General features: G+C 62.2%; 23 protein-coding genes, 1 tRNA gene and 2 pseudogenes. 7 read left to right on the forward strand and 19 right to left on the reverse strand.

Features of this window, described 5'->3' with window-relative positions:
* Positions 1-392 precede the first annotated feature (392 nt).
* A pseudogene (locus HPT29_RS22710) lies at positions 393-1,418 on the reverse strand (IS110 family RNA-guided transposase).
* A 238-nt stretch (positions 1,419-1,656) separates the two neighbouring features.
* Here HPT29_RS22710 and HPT29_RS22715 point away from each other — a divergent pair.
* A complete protein-coding gene (locus tag HPT29_RS22715) occupies positions 1,657-4,089 on the forward strand; it encodes an AI-2E family transporter (protein ID WP_173946922.1) in 2,433 nt (810 codons plus the stop codon).
* Positions 4,090-4,569: 480 nt separating this feature from the next.
* Here the strand turns inward: HPT29_RS22715 and HPT29_RS22720 are convergent, their stop codons facing one another.
* The gene (locus tag HPT29_RS22720; RefSeq protein ID WP_173946921.1) at positions 4,570-5,250 is read right to left on the reverse strand and encodes a TetR/AcrR family transcriptional regulator; all 681 of its coding nucleotides are present in this window, start codon (positions 5,248-5,250) and stop codon (positions 4,570-4,572) included.
* A 98-nt stretch (positions 5,251-5,348) separates the two neighbouring features.
* Here HPT29_RS22720 and HPT29_RS22725 point away from each other — a divergent pair, with 98 nt between their 5' ends.
* From HPT29_RS22725 to HPT29_RS22735, 3 genes are all read left to right on the forward strand, one after another.
* Positions 5,349-5,795: a hypothetical protein gene (locus HPT29_RS22725; RefSeq protein WP_173946920.1), complete on the forward strand. Its 447-nt coding sequence runs from the start codon at positions 5,349-5,351 to the stop codon at positions 5,793-5,795.
* A gap of 139 nt (positions 5,796-5,934) precedes the next feature.
* A complete protein-coding gene (locus tag HPT29_RS22730) occupies positions 5,935-7,002 on the forward strand; it encodes an SDR family oxidoreductase (protein WP_173946919.1) in 1,068 nt (355 codons plus the stop codon).
* Between the two features lie 54 nt (positions 7,003-7,056).
* On the forward strand, positions 7,057-7,461 hold the full coding sequence (locus tag HPT29_RS22735) for a nuclear transport factor 2 family protein (protein ID WP_173946918.1): 405 nt from the start codon (positions 7,057-7,059) through the stop codon (positions 7,459-7,461).
* Positions 7,462-7,765: 304 nt separating this feature from the next.
* On the opposite strand, the pseudogene HPT29_RS22740 reads toward HPT29_RS22735, so the two are convergent.
* The 7 genes and pseudogenes from HPT29_RS22740 to HPT29_RS22770 form a co-directional block, all read right to left on the reverse strand.
* Positions 7,766-9,033 (reverse strand): annotated as a pseudogene (locus tag HPT29_RS22740) (glycerate kinase type-2 family protein); the annotation flags it as partial.
* Positions 9,034-9,036: 3 nt separating this feature from the next.
* Entirely contained in the window at positions 9,037-10,017 is a 981-nt protein-coding gene (locus HPT29_RS22745; protein ID WP_173946917.1) for a D-2-hydroxyacid dehydrogenase, read from the reverse strand.
* Between the two features lie 78 nt (positions 10,018-10,095).
* Entirely contained in the window at positions 10,096-11,604 is a 1,509-nt protein-coding gene (locus HPT29_RS22750; protein WP_173946916.1) for a tripartite tricarboxylate transporter permease, read from the reverse strand.
* 10 nt (positions 11,605-11,614) lie between these two features.
* Positions 11,615-12,079 carry a tripartite tricarboxylate transporter TctB family protein gene (locus HPT29_RS22755; RefSeq protein WP_173946915.1) on the reverse strand — a complete coding sequence of 155 codons (465 nt, stop codon included), beginning with the start codon at positions 12,077-12,079 and terminating at the stop codon, positions 11,615-11,617.
* The gene (locus HPT29_RS22760) at positions 12,079-13,035 is read right to left on the reverse strand and encodes a tripartite tricarboxylate transporter substrate binding protein (RefSeq protein ID WP_173946914.1); all 957 of its coding nucleotides are present in this window, start codon (positions 13,033-13,035) and stop codon (positions 12,079-12,081) included. The genes HPT29_RS22755 and HPT29_RS22760 overlap by 1 nt, the downstream gene beginning before the upstream one ends.
* A 171-nt stretch (positions 13,036-13,206) precedes the next feature.
* On the reverse strand, positions 13,207-13,881 hold the full coding sequence (locus HPT29_RS22765) for an RraA family protein (protein ID WP_173946913.1): 675 nt from the start codon (positions 13,879-13,881) through the stop codon (positions 13,207-13,209).
* Positions 13,882-13,930: 49 nt separating this feature from the next.
* The gene (locus HPT29_RS22770) at positions 13,931-14,923 is read right to left on the reverse strand and encodes a hydroxyacid dehydrogenase (protein ID WP_259060290.1); all 993 of its coding nucleotides are present in this window, start codon (positions 14,921-14,923) and stop codon (positions 13,931-13,933) included.
* Positions 14,924-15,050: 127 nt separating this feature from the next.
* Between HPT29_RS22770 and HPT29_RS22775 the strand changes: the two genes are divergently transcribed.
* Positions 15,051-15,998 (forward strand): LysR family transcriptional regulator, encoded by a 948-nt coding sequence (locus tag HPT29_RS22775; protein ID WP_247654495.1) that lies wholly within the window; start codon positions 15,051-15,053, stop codon positions 15,996-15,998.
* Between the two features lie 100 nt (positions 15,999-16,098).
* Here HPT29_RS22775 and HPT29_RS22780 read toward each other — a convergent pair whose 3' ends face one another.
* The 8 genes from HPT29_RS22780 to HPT29_RS22810 all read right to left on the reverse strand — a co-directional run bounded on the left by HPT29_RS22780 (position 16,099) and on the right by HPT29_RS22810 (position 21,985).
* Positions 16,099-17,376, reverse strand: coding sequence for an alpha-hydroxy acid oxidase (locus HPT29_RS22780; protein ID WP_173946911.1), 1,278 nt, complete (start codon positions 17,374-17,376; stop codon positions 16,099-16,101).
* A 93-nt stretch (positions 17,377-17,469) separates the two neighbouring features.
* Positions 17,470-18,696 (reverse strand): MFS transporter, encoded by a 1,227-nt coding sequence (locus HPT29_RS22785; protein WP_173946910.1) that lies wholly within the window; start codon positions 18,694-18,696, stop codon positions 17,470-17,472.
* Between the two features lie 84 nt (positions 18,697-18,780).
* Positions 18,781-19,551 carry an IclR family transcriptional regulator gene (locus tag HPT29_RS22790; protein WP_173946909.1) on the reverse strand — a complete coding sequence of 257 codons (771 nt, stop codon included), beginning with the start codon at positions 19,549-19,551 and terminating at the stop codon, positions 18,781-18,783.
* Positions 19,552-19,783: 232 nt separating this feature from the next.
* Positions 19,784-20,125: a DUF3565 domain-containing protein gene (locus HPT29_RS28745; RefSeq protein WP_349774704.1), complete on the reverse strand. Its 342-nt coding sequence runs from the start codon at positions 20,123-20,125 to the stop codon at positions 19,784-19,786.
* Positions 20,052-20,435 (reverse strand): nitrile hydratase accessory protein, encoded by a 384-nt coding sequence (locus tag HPT29_RS22795; protein ID WP_371823191.1) that lies wholly within the window; start codon positions 20,433-20,435, stop codon positions 20,052-20,054. Before HPT29_RS22795 ends, HPT29_RS28745 begins: the two co-directional genes overlap by 74 nt.
* The gene (gene nthB / locus HPT29_RS22800) at positions 20,422-21,081 is read right to left on the reverse strand and encodes a nitrile hydratase subunit beta (RefSeq protein ID WP_173946906.1); all 660 of its coding nucleotides are present in this window, start codon (positions 21,079-21,081) and stop codon (positions 20,422-20,424) included. Before nthB ends, HPT29_RS22795 begins: the two co-directional genes overlap by 14 nt.
* Positions 21,078-21,704, reverse strand: coding sequence for a nitrile hydratase subunit alpha (gene nthA, locus HPT29_RS22805; RefSeq protein ID WP_173946905.1), 627 nt, complete (start codon positions 21,702-21,704; stop codon positions 21,078-21,080). The genes nthB and nthA overlap by 4 nt, the downstream gene beginning before the upstream one ends.
* Before the next feature lie 205 nt (positions 21,705-21,909).
* Positions 21,910-21,985, reverse strand: a tRNA-Lys gene (locus tag HPT29_RS22810).
* An 88-nt stretch (positions 21,986-22,073) separates the two neighbouring features.
* Here HPT29_RS22810 and HPT29_RS22815 point away from each other — a divergent pair.
* Positions 22,074-23,072, forward strand: a complete 999-nt coding sequence (locus tag HPT29_RS22815) for a DEAD/DEAH box helicase (RefSeq protein ID WP_259060292.1) — start codon at positions 22,074-22,076, stop codon at positions 23,070-23,072.
* A gap of 83 nt (positions 23,073-23,155) precedes the next feature.
* Positions 23,156-24,046, forward strand: a complete 891-nt coding sequence (locus HPT29_RS22820; RefSeq protein WP_259060294.1) for a helicase C-terminal domain-containing protein — start codon at positions 23,156-23,158, stop codon at positions 24,044-24,046.
* A gap of 206 nt (positions 24,047-24,252) precedes the next feature.
* Here HPT29_RS22820 and HPT29_RS22825 read toward each other — a convergent pair whose 3' ends face one another.
* Both HPT29_RS22825 and HPT29_RS22830 read right to left on the reverse strand, forming a co-directional pair.
* The gene (locus tag HPT29_RS22825; RefSeq protein ID WP_173946904.1) at positions 24,253-25,134 is read right to left on the reverse strand and encodes a hypothetical protein; all 882 of its coding nucleotides are present in this window, start codon (positions 25,132-25,134) and stop codon (positions 24,253-24,255) included.
* Between the two features lie 296 nt (positions 25,135-25,430).
* Positions 25,431-25,568, reverse strand: a complete 138-nt coding sequence (locus HPT29_RS22830) for a hypothetical protein (protein WP_173946903.1) — start codon at positions 25,566-25,568, stop codon at positions 25,431-25,433.
* Between the last annotated feature and the right edge of the window lie 444 nt (positions 25,569-26,012).

Raw genomic sequence — 26,012 nt, forward strand, 5'->3', positions numbered from 1 at the left:
TGCCGATCTTGGAAAGCCAATTTGTTACACAGGAAGGTCCGCTCGGGGTTAGGCGGTGAAGTTCGTCCACTTTTCGGAATGTCTGGTTGCGTGAGGATTGCTGCCCTCGGGCTAGAGTCCCAAGTGTGCCATGTGTGGACGGCTCCCTTTTGGCAAGGGTTTTGTTGAACGCTTCTGCCGGGTTGGTCGGTGCGGCCATGTGTTCGACCTGTTGGTGCGGTACACCTGACCGCTGGCCATAATGCCCTCCGCGAAGGGGTCCCGACCAAAAGCTCGCATTCCAAGATGCTCTGGCACGAATGAGTTGTCCCGCTTCCCGGTTCGACCGGATCCTGCATTAACGTCCTTGCGCCCTTCCCAACCTCTTGATCGCCGAACTCTCTCAGCGATGATTATTCCGCTTGCACAACAGGCTCACGATAGCGCTCGCCCTTGGCCATGATCGCCCACACCATCCGGGCCATCTTGTTGGCCAGGGCCACGGCCGCCACCTTGGTGGCCCGCCGCGCCAGCAGTTGCACGATCCACGGCCGCTTCGTTCCATGCCGCTGGGCAAAGCGTATCACCGCCAGTGCGCCCACGGTCAGCAGGGAGCCAAGATACCGGTTGCCCTGCTTGGTCACCCCACCGAGCCGCTCCTTGCCACCACTGGAGTTCTGCTTGGGCACCAAGCCGATCCAGGCCGCGAGATTACGACCCGAGGAGAAAGTCTTCGGGTTAGGAACATGGGCCACCGGAGCACTGGCGAGCAACGGACCCACGCCTGGGATCTCGGCTAGGCGGCGGCTGACCTCGCTGGCCCGGTGGCAGGCGGCGATGCGCCGGTCCATCTCCAGGATCTGGCGCTTGACCAGCATCAGTTGCTCGGCGAGCGCCAGAACGCAGGACCGAGCCAGCTCCGGGACGCGCTCATCCTCATCGCGGACCAAAAGCAAGAACTCGTCGACACCCTACCGGCCGATCTTCGCCACCACGCTGAACTCGGCCAGGTGAGCCCGGATGGCGTTAGTGAGCATGGTCCTCTGCCGCACCTGCATCAGCCGCACCCGGTGCAGCATCAGGATGCTTTGCTGCTCGCACGTCTTCGTCTCGACAAAGCGCATGGTGGGCCGGGTAACGGCCTCGCAGATCGCCTCGGCATCGGCCATGTCGTTCTTCGGCCGCTTCACATACGGCTTGACGTAAGCCGGCGGCATGAGCTTGACCTCATGGCCAAGGCTCCGGAGCTCACGCGACCAGTGATGAGCCGAGGCACACGCCTCAATGCCTTTCAGGCACGGCGGCAGGCTGGCAAAGAACTTGAGCACCTGCCCGCGCCTGACCTGGCGTCGGATCATCACTATCCCTTCGGGATCGATGCCATGCACCTGAAAGACGGACTTGGCGATGTCCAGGCCAATGGTGGTGACCGTGCTCATGGGCTGCTCCTGTGTCGCTGGCTGCTTGAAGCAACCATGCTACCTCACCGCTGGGTGGGAGCCGTCCACAGCATCAGGAGCGGACCTTTCTCCAGCATGCGCCGTCCAATCCCCATCCATCTTAAGCGGCCGGGAAGGAGGACTCCTCCAGGGGAAATTCCAGCGGGAACCATTGTTCGGATCAAACGCACCGGTATTGGGTTGTCTTGCGAGCAACCTAAACCAAAGGCACCACACGATGGCCGATCTGGCTCCGGCGCCACCTCCGCCAGCCCTCCGGCCTGCGGGGTCCCCCATCCTGACCGCCGGCGGCATCGTTCTGGCGATCACGGGACTCTACTTCGGCCGCGATCTGTTCGTTCCCTTCGCGCTCGCCATCCTCCTGAGCTTCGCCCTGACGCCGCTGGTCAACTGGCTCAGACGCTGGAAGCTGCCGCGAATTGCAGCGGTTCTCGTGGCCGTGACGCTTGCCTTCATCCTGATCGCAGGCATCGCCTTTGTGGTCGGGCGCCAGCTCGTTCAGCTTGCCGACAATCTCCCGATCTACCAGACCACCATCACCGACAAGATCCGCTCTCTGCAGGCCTCCGCTCCCGGCGGAGGGATCGTGGACAAGGTCACGACGACCATCCAGGATGTCGGCAAGCAGATCTCCGGCGAAAGGCCTCCTGACGATGTTCCGGCGCAGACACCCGGGTCCCGGCTCGGCAACGGCACCGCGCAGGAGCCAGTCACCGTGCGGCTGGAAGCCCCGCAGGCCAAGCCTCTCGAGATCATCCAGACCGTTGTCGGCCCCCTGCTCGCGCCACTGGCCACGGCCGGCCTCGTGGTGATCTTCGTGATCTTCGTGCTGCTCGAGAGGGAGGACCTGCGCGACCGCTTCATCAAGCTGGCGGGAGCAGGCGATCTCCAGAAGAGCACCCAGGCCATCAACGATGCAGCAGCCCGGGTCAGCCGCTATTTGCTCATGCAGCTCGTGGTGAACCTGACCTACGGGATCCCGATCGGCATCGCTCTGTACTTCATCGGCGTGCCGAATGCTCTGCTATGGGGCTTGCTGGCGGCGGTGCTGCGGTTCATCCCTTACCTCGGTCCCTTCCTGGCGGCCCTCTTTCCGATTGCCCTCGCAATCGCGGTCGATCCGGGCTGGACGATGCTGTTCTGGGTCGTCGGCCTGTTCCTGGTGGCCGAGCTCATCAGCAACAACGTCATCGAGCCGTGGCTCTATGGTTCCAGCACCGGGTTGTCGTCACTGGCCATCATCATGGCGGCGATCTTCTGGACCAGCCTGTGGGGTCCGGTCGGGCTGTTCCTCGCAACGCCTCTTACGGTCTGCCTCGTTGTGATCGGACGCTATGTGCCGCAGCTCGAGTTTCTCGGCGTTCTCCTCGGCAGCGACCCGGTGCTTGCGCCGGAAGAGCGCCTCTACCAACGCCTGCTGGCCGGCAACCTGGAGGAGGCTGTGGAGATGGCCGAGGACTATGTCGACGAGCACTCCTCGCGCGAGTTCTATGACAACGTGGCCATCCCGTCCCTTCGTCTGGCCGAGAACGACCGCCAACGCAGCACCACCGACACCAACTACCGACGGCTCGTCGCCGACACGGCGATCTGCGTCGTGCGCGAGGTTGAGGACCATGTCCGAGAGAACGCCGCCTCACCTCGTGAAGGGGCGATAGATCAGGATCGCGCACCGTCCGTACGAGAGGAACGGCCCTCGCCGGTCCTCTGCCTGGCAGGACGCACGGAACTCGATCGCGCGGCGGCCGAGATGATGGCGCAGGTGCTCCAGGAACAGGGCATCGGCACTCGGGTTCTCCCGCCGATCGCCGTCAGTCAGGGGGCCTTGGGGCAGCTCGATCTCAAACGCGTGGATGTGGTGTGCCTGTCCTACCTGCATCCGCAGCCGCAGGTTTATGCCCGCTACATCTGCCGTCGCCTGCGCCGCCGGGCGCCGCACCTGAAGCAGATCGTCTGCTGCTGGAACCTGGCGCCCGGGACGGGACAGACGGAAGACCTCAAGAGGCAGATGGCGGCCGATGCGATCTTCGTCTCGCTCGACGCCTGTGTCGACCAGGTGAATGCGTGGGTCCACCTCCCTGCATTGCCCGGTGAAGCGCCGCCGGTCCTTCCTGACGCCGAGCAGGCTCAGATTGCGGCGCTGCATGACCTGGGTCTGGCCTCGGCAAAGAGCCGTCAGTTCGACGAGGTGTCCCGGAAAGTCGCGCAGGCGTTCGACGTCCCGATTGCCCTTGTTTCCTTCGTGGACGAGGTGCAGCATCCCCAGCCGGACGCGGCAAGCCTGCCCCAGGACACTCAGGTCGCGCAGCGGGCTGCTCACGAGGAATCGCTCGACGCGCACGTGATCACGGCGAACGAGGTGCTGGTGTCCGAGGACGTCACGGAGGATCCGCGCTTTGCCGACGATCCGCTAGTGCTGGAGAAGGGCATCCGCTTCTACGCCGGGGCTCCGCTACGGACCTCGTCGGGGCTGGTGATCGGCACCCTGTGCGTCATCGACATGCGGCCCCGCGAGTTCCAGGAGCCGGATTGCCTGCGCCTCCAGGTCATGGCCGACGAACTGATGAGCCAGATCGAGCGTCGCTCTGTGGAACAGATGGGCAGCCCCCAAGCCGACCTCGTCACCCACCCCCCCGCCGTCATCTCGTGACCACCGTCGTCACGCCTCCCCCGTTGTCACACCTCCCCCATCGTCACAGGGCTTGTCCCGGTGGTCTCGATCGGTGAAGCGCGGCGCTTCACACAATCGGGATGGCCGGGACAAGCCCGGCCATAACGGTGAAGGGAGAGGCACATCCCTCCTCGTGTCATCACCAGCCTCGTGCCGGTGATCCCGACTTTCGCCCGAGCGAGCCAAATCCGGTTCAACGGCGCCGCCGGCCGAGTGGTCGACAACATGCACCAACTCGTCAACAGGCTTGCACATCCGAGCCGCCTCATGGTCTGTCTGATCGTCGAGCGTCCGGGTTGCCGGCGCACTGCCGTGGGAGTCACGATAGCCGAGGAGGTTGAGCCTGAACGTGCGAGGGTGCGGAAGGCGGCAAGGTCCGTCGGATTGCTCAACGAGTCGACTGGAACATGAATGCGTTGGTGGATCGTCCGGTGAGCCCTCGCCGGTAGAGAGCCTCTATTAAGAGGGCTTCTTCGGCTTCCTGAGGTCACATCTCGGTGGAACGATCATTTGGCTTATGAAGAGACGGAGCGCCTTGCGCACGGCGACGGGAGGCGGTTCGGACGGATGCCACTCCGGGAAATGACCATCGATGGCCATGCGGGCCAATCCATAGACATAGGCGCGGGCAGCCAGAACGAGATAGTCCAGATCAACATCCAGGGCAAGCCGCCACTGATGTTGGACTCGGGTCAACAACTCAACCATTGTCTCACGAATAGCTCTGTTCTGGTCACGCAGACTGGGGGACGCTTCGAAGTCAATCACGGTACGGGAACTGATGATCTGAAAGTGGGTGGGATTGGCCAGCGCCCATTCGAGATAGCCCTGACCGATCGCTTCGAACGCGGCTACGGGATCAGCGCTATCGACTTCCGACGCGGCTCTGGCGACTGATCGTGTAAGCCGATCCATCGCCTGTTCGGCGACAGCCGTCAGGAGCGCCGTTTTTGATCGGAAGTGCCGGAACGGCGCTCCTGGCGAAACGCCTGCACGCTTTGCCACCTCGCGCACGGACAGTTGCTCGACCCCGCGCTCCTCGATGAGTTCGACAGTCGCCGCAATGAGCGCCTCGACCAGGTTGCCATGATGATAGGGCTTGGGCTGGTCGCCTGCCTTCGTGACGGATTTTTCGGCCATTTCTGACTGATAGCACGCTTCAATGTAATCAGCGATTATTTTGTTGACCCAGTCTCTGTTGCATGTAATCACTGATTACACCCTCGATGGAGATCCACATGCTTCGTTCCGCCCTGTTGACCAGTCTCGCTCTCCTGGCATCGCCGATCGGGTTGGCTTACGCCGAAGACCGCCCCATCCTGGAGATCGTTTGGCCGCAGCCCGGTTCGGCTGTCGAGCTTGGGAATGATCCTGAGAAGGCGACAGGCATAGTGGTGAAGAGCAACTTCACACTGCTCCCCGCAGGTCAGTGCGGCGCGAACCGCCAATGCGGCCATGTGCATATGAAGATCGATCCGGACGGCGACACCTGCAACATCCCGGGCAAGCCATACAACAGCATGAACAGCGACTTCGGAGGCGACCTCATCAAGGCTCGCTTCGGCCATTGCCCGAAGGCTACGGGCCAACACGTAATCGGCGTCCTCCTCGCCGATGATCACCACAGGCCCGTTCTCGTGGACGGCAAGCCGGTGACCGCCTTGGTGACCGTCACGACGAAGTAAGCAATCTGACGCCCTGTCGGAAGGAGCGACGTCGTTGTGGATCTGGTCCAGCACTCTGCATGGCGAAGTCGATCTCGCCCCAATCACTCCCCTGTCTAATTTCTGGAAGCAGCCGCAGGCTCGGACGAAAGGAAATCCGATGACCATTGTGCTGGATGAAGATCCCCGGGATACGACTGTCCTGGTGACAGGCATCAGCGGATTCCTCGCTGGCCACATCGCTTTGAAACTGCTTGAACAAGGGTATCGGGTGCGAGGAAGCCTGCGGCGCATCGATAGGAGCGATGCGATACGCGACGAACTTGGATCCCACAGTCATGGGGATGTTACGGAGAACCTCAGCTTTGTGCAGGCCGATCTCGACAGCGATGATGGCTGGGCTGCCGCTGTCGAGAATTGCCGATATGTCATTCACACGGCGTCACCCTTTCCCCCCGGCTTTCCCGAGAACGAGCGTGAGCTGATCCGCACAGCCCACGATGGTGCGTTGCGCGTGCTCCGCGCGGCACACCAAGCGCGGGTCGAGCGTGTCGTCATGACGTCATCGGTGGCGGCCACGAACCATGGCGACGGCCAGGCACCTTACACCGAGGATAATTGGACCGACCCGGATAGCCCCCGCGCGACTCCCTATTACAAGTCGAAGACGCTCACCGAGCAGACTGCTTGGGCCTTTGCACGAGAAGTCGGGCTCGACCTCGCCGTCATCAATCCGAGCGTGATCCTTGGGCCTTTGCTCGGCACGAAGATTGGGACGTCCGTGGGCTTGATCCATCACCTGATGTCCGGACACTTCGAGGGCATTCCACGCTTTGGCTTTTCCGTCGTGGATGTGCGCGATGCTGCGGATGCCCACATTCGGGCGATGACGAATCTAGCCGCTGGCGGGCAACGCTTCATTGTCGGAGGCGGGTTCTTCTGGCTCAAGGACTTGGTGGCCGTTCTTGCGCGCTCCTTTCCCGACCATGGTTCCCGGTTGCCGACCCGTGAAGTTCCCGATGACGTCGTCAGAGACATGGCGAAGTTCGATCCCAATGCACGAACGATCGTTCATGAACTCGGTCGGGATCTGAGCGTCAGCGCAGCAAAAGCAAGGCGTATCCTGAACTGGAGCTCACGGCCGGACAAGGAGTGTATCCGGGCCAGCGCACAAAGCCTCATCGACCTGGGGTTGGTATCTGTCGAGAGGCCGAACCAGCACGCTTGACCCGCCGCCTCCAGCAGAGACCTATCGATTCATTTCCCAGAATGGCGAACACCCATGACAATCCCCACCACCGGCGCGTTCTCACCGGCCAATGAGGCCGAATTTCTGCGGGAAACGGAACGTGCCAGGCTTCGCGCCCTGGTCAGCGCTGATATTGATCGGGCACAACACTTTCATGCCCCAGACTTCCAGCTGATAACGCCGATCGGCGTGGCTCTTTCAAAGCAGGACTATATGGGCGCCATCGCCTCCGGGCAGCTCAAGTACTTGGCATGGCAGCCAGGCGATATCGCCGTGCGGCTCTATGAGGGGGGCGCGGTTCTTCGGTACAGCGCTCAGCTTGAGGTTGTCTTCGGCGGGCACAAAGTTCCCCTCAGAGACTACTGGCACACCGACACTTATGAGCATCGTGATGGACATTGGATGGTCGTCTGGTCGCAAGCCACGGCCATTCGATAGGCAAAGTCCGTCGACCTCCTCAATCAGGGCATGAACCCCCTCGATTCACGATGCCGCTTAGGACGAAGGTAGTCGTCCTAAGCGGCATCGCAATGTCTCTGCGTCTGCTAAGGGCAAGGCACTCCGCCGGCGGTCGACGGCCAGCCTGCCGATCCATTCCCATCTGCCGGATCAACGTCTCCTGTGGGTCAAGGAGTAACGTTGGGCGGACCAATTGAAGGTCCGCTCGTCGTGCCTTTGCAGAAGTTCGGCCTACTTCCGGAACGTGCCAATAAGCGACATTCGCACTATGGCAGGCGCCCACATACATGATCAGGATGGCCCGGAAATCGTTGACGTTCGTTCTGGTCGGACCCGTAACGAACAGGTCGTTCACGGCATTGAACGCGGTCCAGGCGTCGTTTCTTGCGAGAAGGTGATGCGCCTCGAGACCGCGTGCCGCCAACCGGGTGACAGCCGACCCATCCGTGAATGCGCCGGCATTGTCTTCGGAACCGTCGATTCCATCGGTATCGGCGGCCAGGGCGAAGAGGCCGCCCCTTCCGGCGATCTCGATCGCGAGGGCAAGAAGGAACTCCGTATTCCGCCCTCCCTTTCCATCCCCCGGATCGTAACGGTGCATTCCCCACCAGACAGCAGGACCAAGGGCCTCTCGGACGGTCCACCCTTGCGGAGGATATCGTCGACAGTTGCCACATGCGCCTTGGCGACTTCCCGCGCCTCGCCCTCGATGGCGTCTCCGAGGACGACTGCCCGCACCCCCAGTTTTTGCGCCCGCGCCGCAGCCGCCGCAAGGGAGGCCGCCGCAGACACGATGACCTTGACCTCATTGCTGGCGAAGCACGGATGGTCCGGATCAGCATCCGTCCCGTTCCGGCGCTTCAGGAAGTCCATCACCCGCGCAGGCAGGCGGAGGCGATGCCGCTCAATGATCCGGAGGGCCTCCGCGGGCAATGCCCGGTTGGCAACCGTCGGACCGGAGGCAACCAGCCCTGGGTCGTCGCCCGGGATATCCGATACGATGAGGGTAACGACTTTCGCGGGGTAGGCTGCAAGCGCCAGGCGTCCTCCCTTGATCGCCGAGAGCTGGGTGCGCACGACGTTCATCGCGGAGATGGGTGCGCCTGACGCCAGAAGCACCTCCGCAACCGCGATCTCGTCGTCCAGGGTCAGACCGTCCTGAGGCAATGCCAACAGCGAGGATCCGCCGCCCGAGATCAACGCGACGACAAGGTCGTCCTCGCTCAAGCCCGAGACGGTTTCCATGAGACGACGGGACGCCATCAGGCTCGCGACATCCGGAACGGGATGACTGGCCTCGATGATCTCGATCCTGTTGCAAGGAGCATGTGATCCGCGCCTGGTGACCACGATACCTTCAAGGGGATCGTCCCAAAGCGCCTCGAAGGCTCGGGCCATCTCGGCGGATGCTTTGCCGGCCCCGATGACGATCGTTCGCCCCTTTGGCCTTGCCGGAAGATTGGCCCTGATCGCCTCGTATGGATCCGCGGCGGTCACGGCTGCGGCGAACAGGGACGTCAGAAAGGTCTTGGGATCGTGATCGACGGCCATCGATCAGGCCGCGACCATGTTCGTCGGCTGTCCACGTTCGAAGGCTTCGATGTTGTCGACCAGTTGGTCGGCAAGACCCTGGACAGCTTCGTGGCTAGCCCAGGCGACGTGCGGGGTGAGAATGAAGTTCGGAAGGTCGAGCAGCCGCATCAGCGGATGGTCGGGCGGCGGTGGTTCGGTCGTGACCACGTCGAATCCTGCCCCACTGACCTGCCTCTCCCGCAACGCACGCTCGAGGGCGATCTCATCGACGAGCCCTCCGCGGGCCGTGTTGATCAGCAACGGACGACGGGCCATCATCGCGAACTCGTCGGTGGAGATCATGTTGCGGGTGGATGGCATCAGGGGAGAGTGAAGGGTGATCACGTCGCTCTCTCGCAAGACCTGCTCGAAGGGCGTGTAGAGCGGACCCATTCCGGTCGTGCCCTTGTAGTCCGAGAAGAGCACCTTCATGCCAAAGGCATGGCCAAGATCGGCCACGGCACGTCCCAGAACCCCGTCCCCGATGATGCCGAGGGTCGAGCCGGCAAGGTCGCGAATTGGGTAATCGAAGTAGCAGAACTGGCCGGTCTCCTGCCAACGCCCGGCGCGGACGGAATCATGGTAGGCGACCAGGCTGCGGCGCAGCGCGAGGATCAGCGCAAACGTATGCTCCGGCACAGTATTGACGGCATAGTTACGGATGTTCGTGACGCCGATCCTGCGTTCGGCACAGGCGGCGACGTCGACCACGTCCGTGCCCGTTGCGGCGATGGCAACGAGCCGGAGGTTCCTCGCGTCTCCGATCGCCTCGCGGCGAACGGGGACCTTGTTGGTGATGACGATGTCGGCGTCGCGGATACGTTCCGCCACCTCTTCCGGCTTGGTCCGGGCGAACGCGACGAGTTCATGGGGAAACGAGAACGCCCGCAAGGTGATGTCCTCAGGCAGGGTGTCGCGGTCGAGCACGACGATGCGCGCGGTCTTCTTGAGACTCTCGGACATGGGTAATGGACCTGTTCGTGATCGAGGGACAGGGTGCGCATGCCGCGGTCCCTGTCCCGTTGTTTTATTCAGGGGGCCTCAGGCCTCTTCCTCCTGGAACGCCACTTCGCGGGTCTTGCGGAAGGATGGCAGGACCATCAGGATGAACATCGCGGCGGTCGCCAGCAGCAGGACGAGGCTGATCGGCCGTTCGAAGAACACGCTCGGGCTTCCGTGAGAGATCACTAGGGCGCGACGGATGTTCGTTTCCAGCAGCGGACCGAGAACGAAGCCGAGCAGCAAGGGGCCCGGTTCGCATTTCGCTTTGCGGAACAGGTATCCGAGCAGCCCAAAACCTGCGGCGAGCACCACGTCGAAGATCCGGTTGTTGATGCTGTAGACTCCGACGCAGCAGAACAACAGGATGGCCGGGTACAGGAGACGGTAAGGTACTGTCAGCAGCTTCACCCAGACGCCGATCAGCGGCAGGTTGATGACGACCAGCATCAGGTTGCCGACCCACATGCTCGCCACGAGGCCCCAGAAGATCTCCGGCTGGGATTGCAGAACAGTTGGCCCAGGCGTGATCCCATGGATGATGAACGCGCTCAGCATCATAGCCATCATGTTGTTGGATGGGATGCCGAGCGTGAGCAGCGGTATGAATGACGATTGTGCGCCGGCATTGTTGGCGGCTTCAGGCCCCGCCACGCCCTGGACGGCTCCGGTCCCGAACTCCTCAGGATGTTTCGCAACCTTCTTTTCCAGGGAGTAGGCGCAGAATGACGCGAGCGTCGCACCGCCACCCGGCAAGATTCCGAGAAACGTCCCGATACCCGTCCCCCGCAGGACGGCCGGCCAAGCCTTCCGGAAGTCCTCCCGCGTGGGCCACAGGCGGCTGAGCTTGCTGACAAGGACGCCTCGTGCTTCCACGTTTTCCAGGTTCTCGATGATCTCGGTGAAGCCGAAAACGCCAATTGCGATCACGACGAAGTCGATGCCGTCGAAGAGTTCGATCGCATTGAACGTCAAGCGTTCCTCGCCAGATGCCGCGTCGATGCCGACCATACCGAGCACCAAGCCGAGTAGGATCATGCCGATCGCCTTCAGGACGGGCCCTCTGGCAAGGACGGTGGCGGCCAACAGGCCGAAGAGCATCAGTGACACATACTCGGCAGGGCCGAACGAGAGCGCGAATGACGAGAGCGTCGGGCCTGCAATCGCAAGGCCGAACGTCGATACGGTTCCGGCAAAGAATGATCCGAGCGCCGCGATGGCAAGCGCTGATCCGGCTTTGCCTTTCTGCGCCATCTTGTAACCGTCAATCGCGGTCACCACCGATGATGCCTCACCGGGGAGATTGACCAGAATGGCGGTTGTCGATCCGCCGTACTGCGCCCCGTAGTAGATGCCGGCGAGCATGATGATGCCGGCCAATGGGGGCAGGTAGAAGGTGATCGGCAGGAGAACGGCAATCGTCGCGGTCGGGCCGATGCCCGGCAACACACCGATCAGCGTCCCGAGAAGGGCTCCCAGCAGGCAGAAGCCCAGGTTCATCGGAGTCAGCGCTTCGCCGAACCCGAGCGCGAGCAGGTGGAGGAATTCCATGGTTCACTCCTCAGAAGGGCCAGATGGGCATCTGGACGCCGAGACCGACGATAAAGACCAGCGCGCCGAAGGCGGTCAGCCCGGCGGTGAGCAGGATCACCTCACGCCATTTGGACTCGCGATCCGCGAGGCTTCCGACCACCAGCAGCCAGACGGACGCGGCCACGAAGCCGAAGTACTCGGCAATGAAGGCAAAGCCGACGACCGACAGCAGGATGATCGACAGGGGACGGAGCTTCGGTGCCACGATGTCCTCTCGGGCTCGGAAGAATCCGATTCCGCCGACGACTAGGCCGACGAGGATCAGGAGCGAGCAGACGATCCTTGGCAGATAGCCTGGGCCCATGGCGGCGGCCGTTCCCATGGTCAGGTCGCGCCCGGCCCAGAGGCCGAGCGCACCGATGCCCACGAACATGATGGCCGTCAGGAGGTCCGGGCGATCGCCCGTCCCCCCAGCCTTGCGCGGATCCGCCATCACTTCTGTTCCTTGGCCAACTTCCAGATTTCCCCAAGCCGCTCCGCCCTTGCAGGGAGCTCCTTGTTCCACTCTTCCGACGAGCGATAGGAAAGTGCGAGGGACTGCTGCTTGGCCTGAGCCTGGAATTCCGGATTGTCGAGAGCCTTCTTGACAGCCTCCGAGTACTTCGTCCTGATCGCTTCAGGAACCTCGCAGTTCATTGCGATGCCGCGCTCCGAGCTCATGAGGACATCATAGCCCTGCTCCTTGGCCGTTGGCAGGTCGGGAGCGATGACGGACCGCTGGTCGGCAAACTGGCCGAGTGCCTTGAAGGCGGAATGTTCGCCACCGACGAACTCCCCGACGTTGATCCCCATGGCCATGATGTGCCCGCCGAGCAGTGCCGTCCTCGCCTCGTTCGCGCCGTTGAACGTTACCGGGGTCAGATCGACACCAGCCGATTTTTCCAGTTGCAGCAGGGCGAGATGTTCGTCCGTTCCGAGGCCGGTCGTGCCAACGCTGACCTTACCTGGGTTGGCTTTGGCGTATGCGACCAAGTCCTTGAGCGATTTGAATTCGGAATTCGCCTGCACGATAAATGCGCCAGGGTCCTCGACGATGCGGGCAACAGGGCAGATTTTCTTAGGATCGAAGCGAACTTTTCGGTCCATCTGCATCGTCAGGTAGCCCGGGGTGTTGAGAGAGGACAACGTGTAGCCGTCGGGCTTCGCCTGCGTCATCGCGGTGTACGCGATTTCACCGGACGCGCCGGGTCGGTTCAGGATGGTGATCTTCGCGCCGAGCTCCTTCTCGATGTAGGGCGCGAGGGTCCTGTTCATCACGTCCGTGCCGCCGCCTGGGGCGAAGGCAACGATCATTTCGATCGGCCGGTCCGTCGGCCACTCGGCATGAGCGGCTCCGATGCCGACCAGCATCGACGTGGCAAGTGCGGTATTCCGGATCAGGTGCTTCATTCGTTCCTCCCATGGACAGCGGTCACCGTGACCGCTCAAACGTTTCGGAGTTCCCCTCCGAACTCATTCAGGTTCCACCGCGTAACCGATGGTGACTTGGACTTCCTCGGCACTCACCCATGGGCGAGTGCCGAACACCCGCTCATGCGGGCCGATACCGTGGCAGCCTTATTACGGCAATTCGCAGCCCATCTTGGCGAGCGTTTCGTTGAACCAGGTCGGCTTGTGCGTGCCTGCCTTGATGGCGTCCATCTGCTTGTTCTCGGCGGCGTGCTTGGCAACCGTCTTTTCGTAGACGTCAGCCACGTCGTCGATCGGCACGACCACCACGCCGTCGGCATCCCCGAGGACTAGGTCGCCGGGCATGATGACCATTCCGCCGATGGCGATCGGGCAGTTCACCTCGCCGGGACCGTTCTTGTACGGTCCGCGATGGGTCACTCCGATGGCGAATGACGGAACGTTCATTTCCAGAAAGGCATCCGCGTCGCGGATGGCGCCGTTGAGGACGAAGCCGACGATGCCGCGCCTGCGTGCATAGTCGAGCATCATCTCGCCCATCAGGGCGTGGGTCACCTCACCGCCGGCATCCATGACGATGACGTCACCCTGCTCGGCCATGTCCATGGCCTTGTGCAGCATCAGGTTGTCGCCGGGCGGCGCCTTCACCGTCAGTGCGCGGCCGGCGAGCTTGCCCTCTCGGTGCATCGGGCGGAGCTGCGCGCCGGCGGCGTACATGCGGTACATGCTGTCGCTGACATTCGCGACGGGCAACTCCTTGAACTTCTCGACCCATTCCTGGTCGACGGCGCGCTCCCGGTTCCGAACCCTAAATCCTATGCTCAACGTCTTCTCCTCATGGTTTTCGGTACTGGATGTCGAATATGAAATTCGCTCAGGTCGATGCCTTCGCGAGGGCCCGGTAGTTCACGATCCTCTCCCGACCCGGATCGCGGCCTTGGATGACGGCCAGGATCCCCTCGACCGCGTCGACTCCGACCCGGACGTTGGCCTGCTTTGTCACGCCGCCGACGTGCGGGGTCACGACGATCTGCTGCCGTCCCCAGAAGGGATGATCAGGAGCGGGAGGTTCGGTTGCGAACGTGTCGAGGCCGGCGCCCGCGATGTGGCCGCTGTCGATGGCCCTGACCAGGGCGTCCTCGTCGATCAGTCCGCCGCGGGCCGTGTTGACGACGTAGGATCCAGGCTTCATCAGGCCGATCGCATTGTCGTCGAGTAGGTTGCGCGTCTCAGGCGTCAGGGGACAGTGCAGGCTGACGATGTCGGACGCGGCGAGAAGGTCCTCGACGGCAGCGTCCCGGGTGACGCCGGCATTGGCGAAGGTCGCGTCATCGGCAAAGGGGTCGAAGGCGCGGACATGGATTCCGAGGGCTTTCGCATAGACGGCCGTGTGCCTCGCGATGGCCCCGAAGCCGACCAGGCCCATGGTCAGACCCGCGACCTCCACGCCCGAGAACCCGGCTTTTTCCCAACGGCCGGCGCGCAAACCGCTGTCGAGCGGTACGATGCGCTTGACGGTGGTCAGCACGAGGGTAATCGCATGCTCGGCGACGGAACGGGCGTTTGCACCGGCTGCTACGACAACAGGGATGTCACGACGGGTCGCGGCATCGACGTCAATGTTGTCCACCCCGACACCGTGCTTGGAAAGGACGCGCAGCGATGGTGCGGCGTCAATCGCGGATGCCCCGAAGCGTCCCATCCGGACCACGACCCCGACCGGGTCGACCTCGGCAACGATCCGGACCAGGTCCTCCTCGTTCGTATAGGGAGGGACATAAGCTACACTGTAGCCATTGTCGGCGATGAGCTTGACGGCTTGCTCGTTGATGGCGGGGCCAGTGACCAGGATATTGCGGCTGTCCATGCGTTCCTCGCGGTCGGGATGAGCGAGGACGAGGTGCGAGATATCGCACCTTGGATCACATCCTCCCATTTCCCGAAGCTTTTTTGCTCGGTGTTTCGTTGGCGACGATTCGTAACATAAGGATTTCTTGAAAAAAGCGAATAATTCTGGCAAACATGAACAGATTTTCTTAATAAGCGCCGGCCAAGGTTCGATGGACATCCGCCAACTGAAGACATTCATCGCGATTGCCGAGCACGGAACGTTTGCCAAGGCGGCGGATACCGTCGGGCTGACGCCCTCCGCAGTCAGCCAACAGATCCAGGCCCTGGAGATCGAGGTCCAGGCCGAGTTGTTCGACCGCTCGACTCGGCCGATGACGCTCAACAGTCACGGGCTTCAAATGCTCGACGCCGCGCGCAACCTCGTCCGGTCCGCCGATGACGTGATCGACGCCATATCCGGAAAGGCGATCACGGGCACCTTCACGATCGGCTCCATTCGGTCCAGTGTCCTGTCCTTGTTGCCCCGGGCGATCGTCGCGCTGAAGGCGGACTATCCCGATCTCAAGATCAAGCTTCATGTCGCCAACAGCGACGGACTCCTGAACGATGTCGTGTCGGGGCGGCTTGATTCGGCGATGGTCGCGGAGCACTCCGGAGTTCCCGCAGCGCTGAGATGGAGCCCATTCATCAACGAGCCCTTGTTTGCGATCGCACCGCCCGGCACGCCGCAAATGTCTGCAACGGAAATGCTCTCGACCCTCCCATATGTGAGGTTCAACAGCAGGTTTCGTCTTACTCAACTGATCGATACCGAATTGGCAAGGAGTGGCATCGTTACGAACTTGATCGCGGAGACCGACACCATGACCGCTGTCGTCGCATGTGTAGTCAACGGCCTTGGTGCATCCGTCGCCCCTTACAGCGCCCTGAAGGAGGCCCTTGGCGAGGTCGTGTCAGCTCCGTTCGGGAATCCGCAGGTCCATCGTCAGATCGGTTTGATCGAACGCCGCACGAGCACGCGAACGATCGTGATCGACCGGCTGCACCAGCATCTCGTGAGTTTCAGTGGCGAGTACGGTGTGGCGCGCTGAGACACGCCCTACGAAGCCGATCCCGCACCGATCGCGGACGACCACATCTTTGGGGCGATGCTGTCGAGTGTTACTGTGGCGCCGGCCGTCGAAGCCTCTCTCAAGACTTGGACACATCTACGCCTCTGATCCTGAGAAGCCGCTCCGGACCCAGTTCACCGAGCGAGTTGATCCCGAGAAGGCCCATGTTCCGGCTGATCTCGGTCGAAAGAATGTTGATGGCATGGCTGACACCGTGTTCGCCTCCGATTGCGGCCGCGTAGACGAACGGACGGCCGACGAAGACGAATGCAGCGCCAAGGGCGATGGCCTTCAGCACGTCGGAACCTCGCCGGACGCCGCCGTCCATCATGACGGGGATCGAAGTCCCCACGGCATCCGCAATGGCGGGTAGGACGCGGAGGGGCGAGACTGTCCCATCGAGCTGCCGGCCACCGTGGTTCGACACGATGATCCCCTCGACACCGCTGTCCCGGGCGATGCAGGCATCCTCCTTGGCCATAATGCCCTTGACGACCAGGCGTCCCTTCCAGCGTTCCCGGATCAGTTCCAGATGACGCCAGTTCAGATGATCCTTGGCTCCGAAGTCCCGCATCACGCTTCTGGCCAGGATCGGCGCTCCGCGTGTGGCGTAGGAATTCTCGAAGTGGGGCATGCCGTGCTTCAGCAACGTTCGCAGGAACGTGTTCAGCGTCCAGTTCGACCGTATCATGCCGTCCCAGGCCAGGCGGAGACTGGGCCGGAGAGGTGTCGAGAAGCCGCTCCGGACGTTGTTCTCGCGATTGGCCAGAACGGCCGTGTCGACGGTCAGCACGAGCGTCCCGAAGCCTGCCCGCTCCACCCGTTCCAACAATCCGAGGATCCTGTCAGGTTCGCCTGGCAGATAGGCCTGGAACCAAGCCGCAGGGTTCACCTCGGCGACTTCCTCCAACCGGATGAGCGAAGACCCACTCATCATCATCGGAATGTTAGCTTGCCCGGCCGCTCGCGCCAGGACCAGATCGCCTCGGTAGGCGGATAAGGCACTGATTCCCATAGGAGCGATCCCGAACGGGGCCGCGTATGTCCTGCCGAGCAGTTCAACTGCCTGAGTACGCCTCGATACATCGACGAGCACCCGCGGGACGAAGCCAAACTCCTCAAAGACCAATCGGTTGTCGCGGAGGGAGGCGTTGGTCTCGGCAGCCCCTGACACGTACCCGAAGATCGGCCGAGGCAGGTGGCGGCGCGCCGCAATCTCGAAGTCATCAAGTGCGAGGATCCGACGGAGGCGCCGCGGCAGAGCGGCAGGAGGTGTTTGCACGATATCCTTAACCGGCGTCGATTCCAGATCCGTCGTGGAACGCTCCATGCCGCGCGGCGTGTCAGGACTACTCATAAGACTCTTCTCTCCGGTTGCCAATGAATAAGCCGTGCGCCTTGCCGCTGTGACCCGTCGCGTACCCTGCGCCCCGACCATCCCGGATCTCGTTCATAGACCGAGGCTCTTGAGGATCAGCTTGCGCCGGGAATAAACGATCCCGCTGAAGGCGAAGGTCACGGCTGCGCCTGCGACCAGGGGACCACGCAGCCCCGTTAGGTCCGACAAGGCTCCGATTACCAAGGCACCAAGGGCCGGTGCCCCCCGAAAGATCATGCTGTGCAGAGCAAGCATCCTACCCCGCAGGTGATCGGGCACAGCAAGCTGAATCACGGTCTGACTGGCGATCCCGCTCAAGACCATGCCGAAGCCCACGACGAACAGGGCGACGAGTCCCAGCAGTTCCTGACGTACGACCGACGCGACGAACAATGCCGCGCCCATTAGGAGGCCATTGGACAGCGCCATTTTGGCCAGGGCCGCAGGATCGGCCTGCCGGCTCAGCCAGAGTGCCCCGACCAGGGCGCCGAGGCCGATCACGGATGTCATGAAGGCAAACTTACTGGCGTCAGGGCCGAACAGGGCCGCGTAGCTCGGCATGAGTTCGAGAATGGGGCGTATGCAAAGCGAGACGACCGTCAGCGTAAGAAACATGGCGCCGAGGCCGACATGCCCGGCGGCATAGCGCCAACCTTCGACGACTGACGTGATCAATCCGCCATTGGCGGGCCGGGTGGCTTCGGCGGAAACTAGACGTATCCTGGCAAGCGTCCAGGAGAAGACTGCGAACGTCCCGAGATTGATCGCGAAAGCCAGTGTGAGGCTGCCCTTCGCAATCACGAGGCCCGCGATGGCGGGACCGACGAAGCGGGCAACGTTGAACGCGACAGAGTTGATCGCGACCGCACTGATCAGGTTCGGGCGCTCGACGAGACTGGGGAGAAGCGCCATCCGAAAGGGCTGGTTGAAGGCCGTGATGACTCCGCCGACCAGTGCCAGTACCAACACGAGGCCCGGGTTGAGCAGGCCGAGGGCGCTGAGAATGGTGAGCAGTCCCGCATGCAGCATGAGCAAGGCCTGGCTGATCCGCGTGACCCGCAGTCGCTCGGACCGGTCGGCCATCGCGCCAGCCAAGGGGGTCACGACGACCATCGGAAACAGGTCGGCGAAAGCGACCGCCCCCAGCCATGCCCCTGAGCCCGTCAGTTCCCAGACGAGCCAGCCGAGTGCAACCCGCTGAACCCAGGTTCCGACGAGCGAGAAGACGTTGCCGATGGTGAAATTGCGATAATTGGCCTCGGACAAGGCCGCGCGTACGCCATGCCACCCCTTTTGCATGGTTATGCGGCCCATGCACAGGGACAAGGTGTTTCCGGAACCTTCAGCACGGCTTCCTCTCTTTATGATTGCTGCTGACTGGGCTCAGTCAGCGCGGACGCGGGGAGACGTGCTTGGCCTGTGGGTCGAAGCCTGGCTCAAGGGCGTTCCGCCGAGTTGTCGTGTAAGTTCGGTGGAGATGGACCTCAGCAACTCAAGATGGTGGGCGACAGCCTCTTCATCGAAACGGCTTGTCGGGCCTGCCACGCCAATAACCCCGGCGACCTGCTGGCCATAGCTGAATACGGGGCAGGCAATGGCGGCTACTTGCGGATCGCGCTCGCCAAACGTGATATGGAACAAGTCACGGCGGATTTGATCATATGGCTCTCCGGGCTCGCCACAGAAGGCAAGAAGCACGCGTCCTGGCGCACCGCGGTCAAGGGGTAGCAGATCACCGGTCCGGGCGTGGTGCCCGATGGATTGCGGCGAATCCACGCGAAAGAGGCAGACCCGCATATCGCCTTCGCGAACGTAGAACGCCGCGCTTTCCCCGGTTTCCTGAGCCAGGCGACGCAGGGCTGGCTGGACATAATCCTCGATCCGGAAGCCGGCTTGGTAGAGCGTTCCCAGTCGGGCGAGCTTCGGTCCAAGGCGGAAGGTCGCGTCGTCGTTGCGCACGAGGTAGCCGGCTCTGGCAAGCGACCTCGTGAAACGGAGAACGGTCGGCTTCGACAGGTCGACCCGTCGTGCCAGTTCCGCCAAGCTCAAGGACCGGTCGTCAGGTGTGAAAGCATCGAGCACTGCTAAGGCACGCTCGACGGCAATCACCCCACCTTCCTCCCGCGCTTCGCTATCCAAGGCTTCCCTGGGCATGGACGTTTCACTCTATGTAACGATAATCCTCTCTATGAAATAGCCTCGAAGTGTGCCGCTGTCAAAGCACCACTTAAGGTGAGAGATTTTCGTGACGCGGCCGTCGTACTGCCACTCGGTGAGGAAGGTCTGGAGTGGATCAAACTGAGCCGTTAAGCGTGACCGTGTAGAGGTCTGCTGACCCCACGACTGCAGACGCTCCGTCTACTTCGGCTTGGTGCCACGTGAGGCATTAATCGAGATCACTCTGGTCGGGTGGCGCGCCGACGTCGCACTTCTTGCAGTTCAGCTCGTGGCCTAGCGCCCTATCGCGGCCCTCCTCGGTAATCACCCATGGACGAATGGTCCACGGCGGATTATGGCGGACATGTTGGTTGTGGCCACATTCAAGTTCAGCAACCCAGTGCTGTTCTTCGTCAAGGTGAAACCCGACAATCCGTTTCTTCATGTTCCAGCAACACGTGTTCTCCCTCGCCACTTGCGCCCTCGCAGCGTGCAGATTAGCGGAGTGGATCATTCTCGAGCAGGATTGGCTGCCCATGCGGCGTGGCGTGTGCCGCGCGGTCCCAAGCATCTCGCCGTTCCGCTAGAGCCTCTTCACTTACAAAGCCCTTGTCCCTGACCAACTGCTCGATCGCAGAGAGCCAGTGCTGGTAGTAGGTCGAGCCATCATCACAGTCACCGGTCGCTTGGGCCCGTTTGATCGCAGCCGAGAGCGCGGCAGCCCACTCCGTCCAGGTAAACAGGCCCTGCTCGTAGAGAGCCAGCGTCATTGCGAAGGCTTGAGCCTCCCATGGTTCGCGAAAGACAGGCGCGCCATCATCCCCGCGAGGGATCGGCGCGACGTTCGCGGCCACACGGACCAAATCTTCATGCCGGCTCAAGGTAGCTCTCCCAGGCATCAATCGAGACACTGATGTTTGGATCCGCCTGCTCGCCCCACAGCTCCCGGCCGGAGAAGCAGATCGTGTAGAGCCATTGCGGCTGCTCACCTTGTCCGTGAGCATTCGCGTCCGGAAACACGTGGGTGCCATGCACCAGCTCAACAACGCCCGTCTTGCCGCGAGCGTAGCGCGGCAGGCGGGTATGGCCCGGAGGGTGGATGTTGCGGGTGCGGATCCGCTCACCCACCGCAAAGCGCATCGGCTGCTCGATTGGACGCTCGGCCGGACCACCACGGGCCAGCACGGCCGGCACGTCCTCGGCCTTCAGTACGCGCTTGATCGGCGCTGGCTCCGCAAGAGACTGGCCACACGTCAGCTCCTCCCTGGAGACGAGCCCGGCTGCAATAACTAGCCTTTCGACACCCTTGGTCCAGATCTCGTAGTAGCTCGAGGTGAGATACTCGGCAGGCGGCAAGGACTCCCGGGCGTGCCGGCTCATGTCGATGTTCCAGCTGCCGGTGGCTCCCATCGCTAGGGTCAAGCCAAAGGCCCGTCGCTCCCACTCGGCATGGAACCAAGGCTCGTTGTGCTCGATTGCGATCGGGCCGAAGCCCATCATGCCGCCAAGGTCCTGGGCGCCATTCATCGTATCGCCTCCGCTCGCCGGGCGAGCCCGGTGCCGATCATGGAGTCGCGGGTGACGAGTTCGGCCAGTGCCTCCTCGCTCATGCTCTCGCTGCCTTCGGGTCGCATCGGGATCACGAGGTACCGGACCTCAGCGGTCGAGTCCCAGACACGGATGCGGGTGGTCTGCGGCAGGTGCACGCCGAACTCGGCCAGAACCCCACGAGGGTCGAGCACAGCCCGGGAGCGGTACGGGGCAGACTTGTACCAGACCGGAGGAAGACCGAGCACCGGCCAGGGGTAGCAGGAGCACAGGGTGCATACGACCATGTTGTGCTGATCCAGGGTGTTCTCGACCGCCACCATATGCTCGCCTTGGCGGCCAACGAAGCCGAGGGACGCGATGGCAGCGGTCGCATCCGCCCGGAGCCATTCCCGGTAAGCCGGATCGGCCCACGCCTTGGCGACCACCTTGGCCCCGTTGCGCGGTCCGACCTTGACCTCGTAGGTCTCGACCAGCGCATCAATGGCGGCTGGATCGACATAGCCCTTCTCGACCAGGATGGACTCGAGTGCGCGCACCCGCAGCTCGATGTCCGAGAGATGGCTGTGGTCGTCATGATCGTGGTGATGCTCGTGCCCCATATGTACCGCCCTCGCCTCCTCGAATGAGTCGCCGCCATGCTAAATCGGGTGATGGGGGTGAGGCCAGCCTCGCGCAGCCGATCACCCTCTCGACAGTGGTCCTATGTCGAAAGTGATGAGCAGCCGAAGAGATCGTCTGGCTACCTATTGGCTACCTGGGAGAAAACGGCTCAAAGGGCAAATGCCGGCAACCCTTTGATATTGTTGGTGAGCGCGCTGGGACTCGAACCCAGGACTCTCTGATTAAAAGTCAGAGCGTCTTGCGGCCGCTGAGTGATCTCAAGAGTGCGCCGCACTGGCGGAGGGATTCACACGTCGCCGGAAACGCCCCATGCTGGATGCTGGTGATTTGCCTTCGGACGGGTCCATATGCCCACGTCTTCTCAAAAGCCCCTACGCGCGCATCAGCAGGCTCTTGCAGGCCTTGTCGCTGCAATCGCACGCGAGGAAGCGACGGGAGTGACCGAGATCCTGGCGGCAGTGATGCCTGGCGGCGGCAAGTCCCTCCTCCCCGTGATTGCTGCGGCTCGCCTGATCGAGGCCGGCTACGCCGAGCGCATTTGCTGGGTTGTGCCCCGCGACAGCCTCCGCCTACAAGCCGAAGAGGCCTTTACCGACCCGGTCTGGCGAGCCGTGCTTGGCCACGGGCTCTCAGTTCGTGCAGCCGACAACGAATCAAACCCGAGCCGGGGCTTGGCTGGGTACATCACCACTTACCAGGCGATCGCGGCGGCACCGGATCTGCATCTGGCCGAACTCCGCCGCCATCGCACCCTGCTCGTGGTTGATGAGGTGCATCACCTGCCCACTCTGAGCGAGTATGAGGCAGTCGCTTCCGCAAGTACCGGCCGAGCCCCTTCCCTGAACGAAGATGCCTCAGCTTGGAGCCGGGCGCTGCTGCCGCTTCTGGAGTCCGCAGCCCTGCGCTTGCTTCTCTCGGGGACCCTGGAACGTGCGGATGGCCGGCGCATCCTGTGGCTGCCTTCTCGCACTGGACCCGACGCTGGCACGCAGGAGGTTGATCTGGAGGCTCCCGGCTGGGCGATCACCGGCTACTCACGAGCTCAGGCGGTAGCCGAGCGCGCGGTGCTCCCCATCACCTTTGGTGCCCTCGATGGTGAAGCCAGTTGGTTGCAGGCAGGGCGAACCGCGATGGACGACGTCCGGCTGGCCCCCATCGCCTGTCCGACCCCTACCCGACCGAGACCACCCGCCCTGCCCTGTTCACCACTCTGCGGATCGGCTTTGCCAAGGAGTTGCTCCAGGAGGCCTTCAGGGCCACATGCAATCTCAGATCACGCCGGCGGGCTGAGCGGGGGCTGGCTGCCGATGAGGCCGTCCTGGGTCTCGGCAAGCTGCTCGTGGTAGCACCTGATCAGCATAGCGCCCAACGCTACTGTGAGATGCTGCGAAGCAGGATGCCACTCCGGTAGGCCGAGAGGGAGGTGCGATTGGCGATCTCGAATGAGCGTGGTGCACCCGAGGCGCTGGCCGCCTTTCGGCTGACACCGGAGCCGGCGATCCTGGTCACAGTGGCCATGGCCTATGAGGGGCTCGATGCGCCGGAGGTCGCGGTGGTGGCTGCCCTCACCCACATCCGCAGCCGCCCCTGGCTTGAACAGATGATCACCCGAGCCACGCGAGTGGATCGTCATGCTGGTCCCTACGAGAGCCAACGCGCCCTCGTCTTCCACCCGGACGATCCGCTGTTTGTCCGCTTCCGCCACAGCATCGAGGCTGAGCAGGGGATGCTGGCCCGTCAACGCCAGCGCAATGCTGAGGCGGAGACACCATCTTGGCTCGCCGAGCATCTCGCGGCACACCGGGATGAAGGAGAGGGACGTGGAATTACGCCCTTGGAGAGCAATGCGTTGGGTCTACGCTTCGCAACGCTCAAGCCTGGCCCGGTCTTCAGAGAGGCCCGCCGAGAACAAAGAGCCGACCAAGCACACCTGATCGAGCCGCCATCCGCAACGGAAAGGCGGCTGCGGGCTCGCATCGGTGAGGCCGTTGCCGCTCAGGCAGTGGAGGACGAAGCCGGCCTGCAGGTGCCGCATGTTGGTGAGGGGCTCTACCATCGCTCCAATGCGGTGCTGAAGCGGGTGTTCGGCAACAAGGGACAAGGCCAGATGACCCTGCCTGAACTCGAGGCAGCTTTGACCTGGTTGGAGCGCAACCGCCTCAGTGATTACCTCCACCACTTGGAAGGCGATCCCCGTTATGCTTGGACAGCGGCTCGACGGCGCCGCTTGGTCTGGGACCAACTGTCCTCCCAATCCAGCTCTGAGGCTCAACGCTCGGCGTCGGCGAAGATCACCCCGAAGGGCAGTTCGCCCCCATAGGACATTCGATTACCGGCGTGGACTGGGCACAGATCAGCCGAAGACCCCGCCACATCATTCATGGGCATTCTCTGCCTAGCCGCTACACTTGATCGGATCAAGCGATGACACTCTCTAGAGCCGTTTCCACTGGCGTGGAATCACCTCTCGTCTTGGCTGTGCCGCATTGTTGACGGCGAATCGGATCCACTCCTCCGAAAAATGTTCTAGTGGTGATCAGCGTCGGACGGCTGATCAACGAGCCTCTTGATTTCAAACACCACTGCCGTCACAAAGGCGGACAGCAGGACAAAGCCCAGAACAGTGGTGAAAGTGCCTTCCTGGACTCCAGGATTCAATCCGATCAAGGGAACTGTCAGAAGAGCCGGGATGCCGAGAGTGATGGCAGCAAGAATGTAGATGGGGTTTGCTCGCTCATCAGTCTGCTGGTTCATCTGAATCCCACCCGCCATTCCCTCTTGGGTCCAGACCTTCACCCGTCCTGGGGCATTCCTCACTCGATCCGATGTCGCCTCAGCAGCCATGCGGGATGGGTCTTCATCATCTCCACCACTGTCCGCCTCGGGATCAGAGGCAATGAGGTGATGCTGAGTTGATTCCTGCCTCACGTTAGCTGGAATCTCTGCGCCTTCGCTAGTCTGTTGAGCTAGACCACCCGCGATGCCCTGATTGAGGCTTGTTGGACCATAATCATCCGCCAGTGCGACCGTCTGTACCGACTGCTCGTCCTCGACTCCGCTGTGTGGGCTTTGCTGATCCGACACGTTCTGGTTGCCTTTGGCGACAAAGCTCCGGTCTCTGGCGAGAGGATCGCCCCGTTTGGATCCTCCGCTTGGGACAGAACTGCCCTCTGGGCCTTCCATCGCTCCTCTGGCCAGTTCTGCGCTCACGGAGTCCGATACCGTGTCTACATTGCGCTTCGGAGCCACGCGCGGCTTGCGGTTGGAGGATTTCGGGGGTTGCGAACCAGCCACATCACCCGGCTGTCTGAGGCTGTCACGTTGGCGCGGGCGCTTCGGAGCTTTGCTCATATCGAAATCAAGGCCAGATACCTTGGCTTTTTGATGACAGTGATCCTGACGTCTCATGACGAAATGGCATTCAGCGTGAAGCTCGGATGCTCAAATTCAAAGTGCGTCCGCCCCTGCGTTCACCAGCAGTGCCTCTTCCTATAGAACCGGAAAATGACTAACCGGAACCCTGATCGTGCATCTTTGTTGGCCTGACGGACCATTAAAGAGGAGGTCACGTCGATGATTTGCCCGTTCTGCAAGGAAGAGGTCGATGCACCCTGCCGCAACACTGTTGAGGTACAACGACGAGCCGGCGAACATGTCGAGCGATGCGATCAGGCTCTACGGAATCTGAAAGGGGTCATACTTGGCTAACCGTGGCGGTTGGCGTATCTCCTCTTCTTGGTGAGTTTCTTCATCCCTTCGAGGATCTTGGCTGGGGCGATCACCTCCTTGTAGCGTTTGGTGTGCTTCTTGAACGAAGGTCGCGCGCGGGATTTGCCAGCCATGAGTGTATTCCTTTCTATCGTAGGCAGGTGCCTGCAATCGTAATGATGTAATGGTTCAAATTTAAGCCTTGCGCTGCTCAAGTCGCGCGAGCTGCTCCACGAGCTCTGACAAGCGAGGCGGGAGGGAAACGTCGACTGGCCCACAGGCGATCCGCAGCCGTTCTCCCAACCAGTTGAGTTCACCGGAATCGAGAGACTGGTTCAGCACGGCATGAGTTGGGAAAGGAGACGTAGCCGTCGGAGCTTCAATCGGGTGCAGAGCCTGCATCGAAACACTTTCATTAGCGGCACGCAGTGCCGGTAAATGCCCCTATGTTCCCGCCCTTATCGGGTCTCTGTCGTGAAAAACAGCGGTCATTTGTGGCAATTGTGCGGACAGGGCGTCGCGCGATGGCTGCGGCAGAGCCGTCGTCCCGAGGATCAAACCAAGTTGCCGACCGCACG

The sequence above is a fragment of the Microvirga terrae genome, assembly GCF_013307435.2.
Lineage (GTDB): Bacteria > Pseudomonadota > Alphaproteobacteria > Rhizobiales > Beijerinckiaceae > Microvirga > Microvirga terrae.

Coding starts and splice junctions, on each gene's coding strand:
- HPT29_RS22715 (WP_173946922.1), top strand. CDS start 1,657: ATGGCCGATCTGGCTCCGGCGCCACCTCCGCCAGCCCTCCGGCCTGCG.
- HPT29_RS22720 (WP_173946921.1), bottom strand. CDS start 5,250: ATGGCCGAAAAATCCGTCACGAAGGCAGGCGACCAGCCCAAGCCCTAT.
- HPT29_RS22725 (WP_173946920.1), top strand. CDS start 5,349: ATGCTTCGTTCCGCCCTGTTGACCAGTCTCGCTCTCCTGGCATCGCCG.
- HPT29_RS22730 (WP_173946919.1), top strand. CDS start 5,935: ATGACCATTGTGCTGGATGAAGATCCCCGGGATACGACTGTCCTGGTG.
- HPT29_RS22735 (WP_173946918.1), top strand. CDS start 7,057: ATGACAATCCCCACCACCGGCGCGTTCTCACCGGCCAATGAGGCCGAA.
- HPT29_RS22745 (WP_173946917.1), bottom strand. CDS start 10,017: ATGTCCGAGAGTCTCAAGAAGACCGCGCGCATCGTCGTGCTCGACCGC.
- HPT29_RS22750 (WP_173946916.1), bottom strand. CDS start 11,604: ATGGAATTCCTCCACCTGCTCGCGCTCGGGTTCGGCGAAGCGCTGACT.
- HPT29_RS22755 (WP_173946915.1), bottom strand. CDS start 12,079: ATGGCGGATCCGCGCAAGGCTGGGGGGACGGGCGATCGCCCGGACCTC.
- HPT29_RS22760 (WP_173946914.1), bottom strand. CDS start 13,035: ATGAAGCACCTGATCCGGAATACCGCACTTGCCACGTCGATGCTGGTC.
- HPT29_RS22770 (WP_259060290.1), bottom strand. CDS start 14,923: ATGGACAGCCGCAATATCCTGGTCACTGGCCCCGCCATCAACGAGCAA.
- HPT29_RS22780 (WP_173946911.1), bottom strand. CDS start 17,376: ATGAGTAGTCCTGACACGCCGCGCGGCATGGAGCGTTCCACGACGGAT.
- HPT29_RS22785 (WP_173946910.1), bottom strand. CDS start 18,696: ATGCAAAAGGGGTGGCATGGCGTACGCGCGGCCTTGTCCGAGGCCAAT.
- HPT29_RS22790 (WP_173946909.1), bottom strand. CDS start 19,551: ATGCCCAGGGAAGCCTTGGATAGCGAAGCGCGGGAGGAAGGTGGGGTG.
- HPT29_RS28745 (WP_349774704.1), bottom strand. CDS start 20,125: ATGCTTGGGACCGCGCGGCACACGCCACGCCGCATGGGCAGCCAATCC.
- nthB (WP_173946906.1), bottom strand. CDS start 21,081: ATGAATGGCGCCCAGGACCTTGGCGGCATGATGGGCTTCGGCCCGATC.
- nthA (WP_173946905.1), bottom strand. CDS start 21,704: ATGGGGCACGAGCATCACCACGATCATGACGACCACAGCCATCTCTCG.
- HPT29_RS22815 (WP_259060292.1), top strand. CDS start 22,074: ATGCCCACGTCTTCTCAAAAGCCCCTACGCGCGCATCAGCAGGCTCTT.
- HPT29_RS22825 (WP_173946904.1), bottom strand. CDS start 25,134: ATGAGACGTCAGGATCACTGTCATCAAAAAGCCAAGGTATCTGGCCTT.
- HPT29_RS22830 (WP_173946903.1), bottom strand. CDS start 25,568: ATGGCTGGCAAATCCCGCGCGCGACCTTCGTTCAAGAAGCACACCAAA.